Genomic DNA, 9,786 nt, shown 5'->3' with positions numbered 1-9,786 from the left:
GGTCTAAAGTATTTTGATTCGATTGGATTTAATCTATTTTTGGTACGCATAAATAATCACCAACTTAAATAAAATTCTGGTCTATTATAACCTAAATTTAATGTTGGTGTTATTTATTCTGTCTAAGAAAAAAAATGATCCTTAGCACTATTTAATGCCAAGAATCTGAAAGCTGAATTAATTATTATTTATCTAGTGATTCCAAAGAACTGTTTGCTACGTCTCCAAGCGTATACATTCCCATATTGTTCAAATGTTTCTCCATTCGGCTGCCAATGCCCCAGATTTCCCGCAATGGAACTGGCCATAACTTTTTCGGTACTTCTTCATAGGTACATTCCGCGATACCTTGCTTTTTGGCGTATACATCCAGTACGACTTTGCTGATGAAACGGTTCGGGCCGATGCCAATGCAAGATGGTAGGCCGAATTGATTCCAGATCACGCTTCGTATTTTTTGGGCTGCTTCCACGGGAGATCCATGTAGTTTTTCCGTACCGTCTAGAGTTATGCAGCTCTCATCAACGCTGAATGTGAGAATCGCTTCAAAAGGGACAAAGGTAGAAAACAGTTGTGTGATTTGCACACTGATTTCTAAATATCGCTTCATACGTGCATTAAAAATATGGATATGGTGACGGCAAGGCACTTCATATAGACGGCTCCCTGTCCTGATTCCGTAATCCTGTTTCATTTTCGGAGACGCAGCTAGAACTACACTCCCACTTCGATTTTTATCAGAGACAACGACGACATAATCTTCTAGAGGATTCAGTCCATGATCGACGCATTCACAGCTGGCGTAGAAACTCTTCATATCGATACATAAAATTTTATTTTTTGGCAGACAAGAAATATCAAACAGCATCGACACAAGGTCTCTATTTAAGAACATACGTTCTATTTAAGAATATATGTTCTTATATTTTTAGGGTAAAGTCAAGTTATAACCTAAAGAAGAGGATAGAATAAGGACAATATGAGAAGAGTTGTTATTCCATAAAATCCGCCAGCACCATTTTCGCAGGCTCCATTCATATCCTCAATTTTCCCTTGATGTCGAGACAAATCCGGACGATGCGTTGCAACGACCCGATAAATAGCCTCCTCTGTCGCGTATTTCTTCTTAATCCGATCGATCCTGTTCCTCTTTCAAATATTCTTTGAAAGACGCAGTCGAAAATTGCATCCAGCGACTCACCCTCAACCCGTAATTTTGGCAGGCCATTCTCATAATAGATTGGGACTGTCTCATCTTCGTCGACGACCTGCCTAATAGAGTATAGTTAATGTATGTCCCTAACGTTTTGACAGTGTTGCGGTCTTGCTTGTCAATCGGTGTCCTGATGAATACCATATATACATCGTTTGACAACTATAACCTCATGTTTATTGTGTCATTTTCCCGTAATTAGTTCGTTGCGACTCGTCAATGAGGACAAATATGTTTTCTGCGTCATTTAAGAGTAGGTAAACAACGTTCTCGACGTAGTCCTGGAACTTTTGGATAGTCGTTATGATGGTCGAGCCTGTTTCCATCCGTAGCAAGTCGCGCAAGTCCCGAACGCTTTCGTCGCGTTGCAGGTTCGGGAACCTGTAGCGGTTATAACTACATTTGAGTTTAATACTTATTTATGTTTTTATATTTCCTATCTCAAACTACCTTTTATTGCACTTTTATAACTAAAGATTAATTTTTTAGAAAATTCTTAAATGTCACTGTATTTTTTACAAAATTGTGATTTAATAATATTAGATTCAGTGGTTGGGTCACTCTACCAAAAAAAGCGTAAGGAGGTATTTTAACATGGACAACGATGTACAAGTTGAAATTAAAAACAGCACAGATGATCATCAAGCAACATGTACCCATAAATTTCTAATTCATAATAAAGGCGTAAAATATGTCTTCTATGACTTCTCAAGAGATAAAGAACGTCCACAAAAAATTTCGCGCGCTAAAAACTATAATAACAAAAGTCAATTAGGTACATTATTCAGAAATGCGTTTAATAATAATGGGCTTTACGTTGAAAGCTACACTCATAATTGGTGATAGCAATGATAAAGAAGTTTGCTATTTCATTTTTAATATTAACATTATTAGGATGTAGTAGTGCTAATGGCGATTCAGAAATATCTTATGAAGAAGTATACAAATCTATAAAGAAGATCTCAAAAGATCATAATCCGCTTTTAGATTATATATCTATTAGTAATGTAGATAATTATGAATTAAGTAAAATAGATGAATTAGAATACCGTCTCTCTTTTAGATTCACAATTGAGAATATTACTGACAATGAATTATCATTGAAGTATATTGGGTATGTTCCAGAACAATTAAAGTCATATTTTTTAGCTCGGGAAACTTTCGAAGCGTATGATGTGACTTTAAAACCTGGTCAAAAAATGAACAGTTCTTTTGGGGTTCTGGTTCTAAATCCAAATAAACTAGGGGAAACAGCCCGAGAATTTCTTGACGAGTATGGAGAGAGGCTTTATATGCATTTTATAATTAATGGTGAAAACTATTATTATGAATTAATCATAAAATAAATTATAAAATGTTTTAAAGATGGCGGCTATTGAACTATTCATTTAAACATTTTAGAAATTGAAAAACCTCTCGTGATTTATCACAAGAGGTTTTTCTGTTTAAAAACATATTTTATATTAAAACTAAAATAACTCTAGTTGTCCTTCAACAACTTTCTTATCAGTTGCCTTGGTTACTCTCAATTCTCTATCAACAGCAATAAATATGTCTGTTTGTTTTTTTCTTGTTTGTCAAACTTACCATATTCGCTTGATTGATCATAACTTGCCGATTCATCTTCATCTATGTTCTTAGAATGCTCAACATCGAATTCTGGTTCCTCTTCGAATGATAAGTTCGTCAAAACTATTTCCTCTGAATCATCTATTTCATTATCTGTTTCTCCATCATCAATGAATTCGAAATCAATCTCGATTAATTCCTCTTCTAATTCTTCAATCATTTCCAATTCATCAATATTCTCACCTGATTCCTCTTCTAGTTCCTCTAGTTCTAATTCTATCTCAGGTTCAGGAAGCGGCGTTGTAATCTCGGTAATTAACTTTTCTAACTTACCATCTTTCTCGATTCGAGATTTATAATCTTCATCTGATTCGTCATAATTCTTTTCAAGTATTATATTACTATCTATAACAATTGCTCCCTCATCTCCCGCTATTTCTTAAAAAAAATTACCCCAAAACTTTTGGGGTAAAAAAATTACTAATTTTTATATTTTACTAAGAAATATTTTTTCTTTCCTCGGCGGATAATCGTAAACTGACCACCTATGCGATCTTTTTCATTTATTACATATTCAAGATCAGTGATTCTTTCGCCATTAATGTAAATGGCTCCATTTTGGACATCTTCACGTGCTTGGCGCTTAGATAAAGAAATTTTAGCTTGAACAAGTAATTCGACAATGTTATGACTGTCTTGCGTAGCCTCAAATGAAGGAACATCTTTAAATCCTTGCTGAATTTCTTCTACGGATAAACTTTTTATATCTCCGCTAAACAACGCTTCCGAAATATTGATTGCTTGTTTTAGGGCTTCTTCTCCGTGTACTAATCTTGTCATTTCTTCGGCCAGTGCTTTTTGTGCTGCACGTTTTTCAGGTTCTACTTCTGTTCTTTTTTCTAATTCTAAAATTTCTTCATGGGATAGGAACGTGAAATATTTTAAATATTTTACAACATCACGATCATCCGTATTAATCCAGAATTGATAGAACTCATATGGAGTTGTTTTTTCAGGGTCTATCCAAACAGCTCCACCTTCTGTTTTACCAAACTTTGTTCCATCCGCTTTTGTTACTAATGGAACGGTTAATCCATATGCTTTTGCATCTTCTTTTGTTTTTCTAATTAATTCAAGTCCTGCAGTAATATTTCCCCATTGGTCGCTACCGCCAATTTGAAGTCTTACTCCTTCATTTTCATATAACTTTAAAAAGTCTAATGATTGAAGGATCATATAACTAAATTCCGTAAAGGATATCCCTGTTTCAATTCTTGATTGAACGGTATCTTTTGCAAGCATATAATTTAGGCCAAAGTTTTTTCCGACATCTCGTAAAAAGGTAATTAAGTCCATAGATCCAATCCAATCATAGTTGTTTACTATTTTTGCTGGATTATTGCTACTATTGAAGTCTAGGAAACGAGATAATTGATCTTTAATACGATTACTCCATTCTGCTACGATTTCGGATGAGTTCAGCGTTCTTTCTGCTTTTTTTCCACTAGGGTCTCCTATCAGTCCAGTCCCTCCACCAACAAGAGCGACTGGTTGGTGCCCTGCTTGTTGAAATCTTCTTAAAGTCAATATAGGAAGCAAATGTCCAATATGCAAACTATCAGCTGTTGGATCAAATCCGCAATATAATTTTACTTGTCCATCCTCTAGCAGTTTTTCTAATCCTTCTTCATCCGTAACTTGATTTACTAAACCTCTAAAATGTAAATCCTCTAAAAGCTTCATGATACTTTTCCTCCATTCTAACGATTTCAAATAAAAAATCCCTTCGAATCATTTCGAAGGGACGATTATTCATCGCGGTACCACCCAACTTGAGACACTCATTGTCTCCACCTTAATTTTAATAACGGTTTTCATCCGTTTACTGCTACTAAACATTTCACAGTAAATGCTCAAGGATGTAATTCGTTCATTCTATTTGTACCGACTCGCAGCAACCGTCGGCTCTCTGAGACAGGGATAGAATTCACTACTAATTCCTCTCATCGCTTTATCTGTATGAAGTTACATAAATTTTTACCATAGTTTATGAAAGAAGTCAATCATTAGAAAATAGCTCCTACCATGAAAAAATTTATTTTTTCATTAATGAAAACATCGAAGAATTGTATTCCTTGCATAAAAAAAGTGTCGAAAAAAGAAAAAGCCCATTTTTCTCGTATGTGCTATAATGAATGTGACTTTTTAGGAGGAATGATATATGAATGAAAGGTTAAAAGCGATAATGGATCGCCTAAAACCAATGTTCAGTACATTGAGAAACGATAAAACAAAAAGTTATTTTCGTATTACTTATGGAGTCATTTGGAAATTATTTCTAATTTTCTTTATATTCAGTTTATTAATGGCTTCTCTAGCACTTGGCGTAGGAGTGGGATACTTTGCCTCTCTTGTGAAGGATGAACCTATACGTTCCTATGATCGCATGGAAAAAGATATTTATAATTACGAAGAAACGTCTGAATTATTTTTTGCCAACAACGTTCCACTAGGAAAATTACGGTCTGATATCGAACGAGAAGAAGTTAAACTAGAAGATGTTTCAAAACATTTAATTAATGCCGTGATTGCAACGGAAGACCAAAATTTTTGGAATCATCCTGGTGTAGTACCAAAAGCCATTTTCCGTGCATTATTTCAGGAATTTACAAATTCCTCTATTCAATCAGGAGGAAGTACATTAACACAACAACTTGTAAAAAACCAAATTTTGACGAATGAAGTATCTTTTGAACGAAAAGCAAAGGAAATTATGCTTGCTTTAAGGTTAGAGAAGTTTTTTAAAAAAGAACAAATTTTAGAAGCGTACTTAAATGTTTCTACGTTAGGGAGAAATTCAAGTGGTAGAAATATTGCTGGTGTACAAACAGCGGCAAAAGGGATTTTTGGTGTAGATGCTAAAGATTTAACGATACCACAAGCAGCCTTTATAGCAGGATTACCACAAAGTCCATTTTTATATACACCATTTACTGTTGAAGGTGAATTAAAAAGTAAGGAAGATTTACAACCTGGAATTAACCGAATGAAAATCGTTTTACAAAGAATGTTCGAGATGGGTTATATTTCAGAAAAAGAATATAAAGAAGCTGTCAATTATAATATAGTTAAAGATTTTATTCCAAAACAAAATTCGATTATTGAAGAATATCCTTATTTGATTTTTGAAATTGAAGAAAGGGCCATAGATGTATTATCCATTCTTCTCGCTGAACAAGACGGTTATACAAAAGAAGATTTAAAAGAAAGTAAAGAATTAAATGAGCAATATCGAATTTTAGCCGAACGAGATTTAAGACAAAATGGCTACCAAATTCATACAACCATTGATAAAGAGATTTATGATGCTTTCCAAAAAATCGTAAAAAACTTTAAGTATTATGAAGCAGATAAGTATGAACCGACAAAAGACGCATATGAACAAATTGAGGTAGGTGCGTCATTAAGGGAAAATAAAACAGGAAGAATTATCAGCTATGTCGGTGGTAGAGGATCTAAAAATGGAGAAATCAGTTATTTAAACCATGCTACATATGAAAAAGGTCGCCCAAACGGGTCAACAATGAAGCCATTATTTGTCTATGGTCCAGCTATTGATATGGGGCTAGCTTCTCCAGGTACGGTCATTGCAGATGTCGATTTAGGATTAAAAGGAGATGATGGCTCTTCTTGGCCACAAAACTTTTCAAGGACCTATTATGGGTTGACGACGGCTAGACAAGCATTACAAGCATCATATAACGTTTCAGCAGTTAGTCTGTTAAGAAATATTATTTCTAAAAATCCTGGTCAATATTTAGAAAAAATGGGAATATCCACACTAAAACCGGAACATTTTGAGAACCTATCAACAGGATTAGGTGCACCGGATGTAATTGTTGAGGAAAATGTAAACGCCTATTCTACATTTGCCAATGGGGGCGAGTTTGTAGATGGATATATGATTGATAAAATTGTCGATAGCGATGGCAAAATTATTTATGAGCATAAATCTGAACCAGTAACAGTATTCTCAAAACAAGCTGCATATTTAACGCTTGATATGATGAGAGACGTATTAAAAGGTCCAACAGGTACGGCAAGAGCTGTTCCAGGAATGTTAAAATTCCAAGCAGATTGGGCAGGAAAAACAGGAACATCCGAATATACGCAAGATATTTGGTTTGTGGCTATGAATCCGAATATTACATTTGGCATATGGATGGGATATGACACACCAAAAACCATTAGTAATTCTGGAACTCATCTGCAATTATGGGCAGAGCTTATGAACGCTGCGTACGATATTAATCCAGAATTAATTGCTCCTAAAGAGCGTTTCCAAATGCCTGGTGGAATCGTCAAACGTTCTTTTTGTTTAGTTTCGGGTATGTTGCCATCAGATGCTTGTCGGGAAGCAGGTCTGATTGGAGAAGATTATTTTATTGCTCAATATGCACCAACGAAAGTTGACGATAGCTTAATCAAAGGAAGATATGTAAAAATAGGGAAAGAAAAATACTTAGCTTTACCTTCTACTCCAAAAGAATTTACAGAAGAAGGGTTGATTTTAAATCCAGATTTCATTGATCGAATCGTTGGAAAAAACTTTAAAAAGAAAGAACAATTAATTCCAAAAAATGAGAGATGGTCAAAAATATTAGTCCCTGATGCAAAATTAGAAGATGATGGTAAAACACCATCAGCTATAAAGATTTCTGTCAACAAGAATACGATTACTTGGAATGCTCACTCAGCTAAAGATGTAATAGGCTATCGTATATATAAAGGAACCGGGAAAGAAAAAGCATTAGTTAAATCTGTAAAAGCTAGTGAAAAACTTTCATACCAGGCACCAAATGGACAATATTTTGTCGTTGCAGTGGACATTGCAGGAAATGAATCACCTCCATCCAATATTGTTCAAATTGGAAATCGACAACCGGATACTTCAAAAAAACCTGACGAAACAGAAAAACCAAGCGATAATGATGAAGAAGAAACAGATTCATAAATATGATGGAAGTGGTTGCAATCGCAATCACTTCTTTTTTAGTAAAAAAAAGGAGCTGCTATGTTAGCAGCTCCTTTATTAATCTTCCATTGTCGATAAGTCACCAGTAGGTAAGTTTAATTCCCATGCTTTAAGAACACGTCTCATGATTTTCCCACTTCGAGTTTTTGGTAATTTTTCACGGAACTCAATTTCTCTAGGCGCAGCATGGGCAGCTAAACCTTTTTTCACAAACTGACGAATTTCTTCAATTAATTCTTCTGATGGTGAATATCCGTCTCGTAAGGCAATAAATGCTTTAATAATTTCTCCTCTTACAGGATCCGGTTTTCCAATAACTCCTGCTTCAGCAACCGCAGGATGTTCAACAAGTTTACTTTCTACCTCAAATGGACCAACACGCTCACCTGAAGTCATAATGACATCGTCGACACGTCCTTGGAACCAGAAGTATCCATCTTCATCCATATAAGCGGAATCCCCTGAAATATACCAATCTCCATTTGGTAGAAAATAGGATTGATATTTTTCAGGATTATTCCATATTGCAATCATCATCGATGGCCAACCTTTTTTAATTGCTAAATTCCCCATTCGATTTGGCGGTAAAACATTTCCTTGATCATCAACAATGGCTGCTTCTACGCCTGGGATTGGTTTACCCATAGAACCTGGACGGATTTCCATGCATGGGTAATTACAAATGAGTTGGGCGCCAGTTTCTGTCATCCACCATGTATCATGTATTCGTTTATTAAATACTTTCATTCCCCAACGAATGACCTCTGGATTTAATGGTTCCCCTACACTTAATACATGACGAAGTGAAGATAAGTCAAATTGCTTCACTACTTCATCACCAGCACCCATTAACATTCGGAATGCTGTAGGAGCACTATACCAAACAGTTACACCAAAATCTTCAATTGTTTTATACCATGCTTCTGGCTTAAACCGTCCACCTACTATCACATTTGTCGTACCCGTTAGCCATGGACCAAATATTCCATAAGACGTTCCTGTTACCCAACCAGGGTCAGCCGTACACCAATAAATATCTTCTTCTTGTAAATCAAGAACCCATTTGGCCGTCATATAATGTTGAATCATTGCATTATGAGCATGTAAAACTCCTTTTGGCTTACCGGTAGAACCAGATGTATAATGGAGAATCATTCCATCTTCTCTATTAACCCATTCGATAGATAAATCACTGCTTGCTGAAGAAAGTTGCTTTAAAAAGTCAACATATTTATCAGTTTCTTCAATATTTTCTCCTACTAAAAATATTGTTTTTAAAGATGGTAAATCTTGTTCTGGAACTCGTGAAAGTAATTCTGGGGTCGTTACAAGAACTTTTGCCTCGCTATCTTGCAATCGATCTCGAACCGCACCTTCCATGAAGGCTTCAAACAGAGGACCAACTATTGCACCTAATTTTAAAGCACCTAATAAGGCAAAATATAATTCTGGTGATCTAGGCATAAAGATAAACACTCGGTCTCCCTTTTCTACATCACCATACTGTTTTAACACATTTGCTGCCTTATTTGAAAGCTCTTTCATTTCTTTGAACGTATATTTTTCATATCGTTTGTCATCCCGATAATATAATGCTACTTTATTTTTTCTAAATGTATGAACATGACGGTCAATTGCTTCATAAGCCATGTTAACTTTTCCCGTTTCATACCAAGAAAAATGTTTCTCTGCATCTTTCCAATCAAAAGTACGATAAGTTTCTTCATAGTTTTTTAGATTATAGTTTTCTTTCAATACTGGCAGTTCTTCTACTTTCACGTTAAATCCCCTCCTAAAACTTAAAAACAAATTTTTATATACAAAATATTATAGTATATTATAAATATATTCACAATTTTATTAATATTATGATTCTTATTTCATCATATATTCTCCTCGTATAGTATTTTTAGAATCCTCTTTTGAGGTATTTTCCAGTTAGAATTTTGTTCTTTGATAACTTCATAGG

The 9,786-nt window shown here is 34.9% G+C and carries 8 protein-coding genes and 1 other annotated feature; of the genes, 3 read left to right on the top strand and 5 right to left on the bottom strand.

The window, feature by feature from the left end; genetic code table 11:
• Window positions 1-184: 184 nt before the first annotated feature.
• Both AC3ASS_RS12755 and AC3ASS_RS12750 read right to left on the bottom strand, forming a co-directional pair.
• On the bottom strand, window positions 185-868 hold the full coding sequence (locus AC3ASS_RS12755; RefSeq protein WP_488283904.1) for a Y-family DNA polymerase: 684 nt from the start codon (window positions 866-868) through the stop codon (window positions 185-187).
• 521 nt (window positions 869-1,389) lie between these two features.
• Entirely contained in the window at window positions 1,390-1,626 is a 237-nt protein-coding gene (locus tag AC3ASS_RS12750; RefSeq protein ID WP_488283906.1) for a hypothetical protein, read from the bottom strand.
• Between the two features lie 181 nt (window positions 1,627-1,807).
• Between AC3ASS_RS12750 and AC3ASS_RS12745 the strand changes: the two genes are divergently transcribed.
• On the top strand, window positions 1,808-2,056 hold the full coding sequence (locus tag AC3ASS_RS12745) for a hypothetical protein (protein ID WP_488283903.1): 249 nt from the start codon (window positions 1,808-1,810) through the stop codon (window positions 2,054-2,056).
• Between the two features lie 5 nt (window positions 2,057-2,061).
• On the top strand, window positions 2,062-2,559 hold the full coding sequence (locus AC3ASS_RS12740) for a hypothetical protein (protein ID WP_488283902.1): 498 nt from the start codon (window positions 2,062-2,064) through the stop codon (window positions 2,557-2,559).
• A gap of 179 nt (window positions 2,560-2,738) precedes the next feature.
• Here the strand turns inward: AC3ASS_RS12740 and AC3ASS_RS12735 are convergent, their stop codons facing one another.
• Window positions 2,739-3,002 carry a hypothetical protein gene (locus AC3ASS_RS12735; RefSeq protein ID WP_488283901.1) on the bottom strand — a complete coding sequence of 88 codons (264 nt, stop codon included), beginning with the start codon at window positions 3,000-3,002 and terminating at the stop codon, window positions 2,739-2,741.
• Between the two features lie 260 nt (window positions 3,003-3,262).
• Window positions 3,263-4,525 (bottom strand): tyrosine--tRNA ligase, encoded by a 1,263-nt coding sequence (gene tyrS, locus AC3ASS_RS12730; protein ID WP_488283900.1) that lies wholly within the window; start codon window positions 4,523-4,525, stop codon window positions 3,263-3,265.
• A gap of 54 nt (window positions 4,526-4,579) precedes the next feature.
• Window positions 4,580-4,798 (bottom strand) — a binding site (T-box leader).
• Between the two features lie 229 nt (window positions 4,799-5,027).
• On the opposite strand from tyrS, the gene AC3ASS_RS12725 reads away from it, so the two are divergent.
• Window positions 5,028-7,796, top strand: a complete 2,769-nt coding sequence (locus AC3ASS_RS12725) for a transglycosylase domain-containing protein (RefSeq protein ID WP_488283905.1) — start codon at window positions 5,028-5,030, stop codon at window positions 7,794-7,796.
• 78 nt (window positions 7,797-7,874) lie between these two features.
• Here AC3ASS_RS12725 and acsA read toward each other — a convergent pair whose 3' ends face one another.
• The gene (gene acsA / locus AC3ASS_RS12720) at window positions 7,875-9,596 is read right to left on the bottom strand and encodes an acetate--CoA ligase (protein ID WP_488283899.1); all 1,722 of its coding nucleotides are present in this window, start codon (window positions 9,594-9,596) and stop codon (window positions 7,875-7,877) included.
• Between the last annotated feature and the right edge of the window lie 190 nt (window positions 9,597-9,786).

The organism is Bacillus sp. JST-5, assembly GCF_057747715.1.
This window is presented reverse-complemented; position numbering and strand designations above follow the sequence as displayed.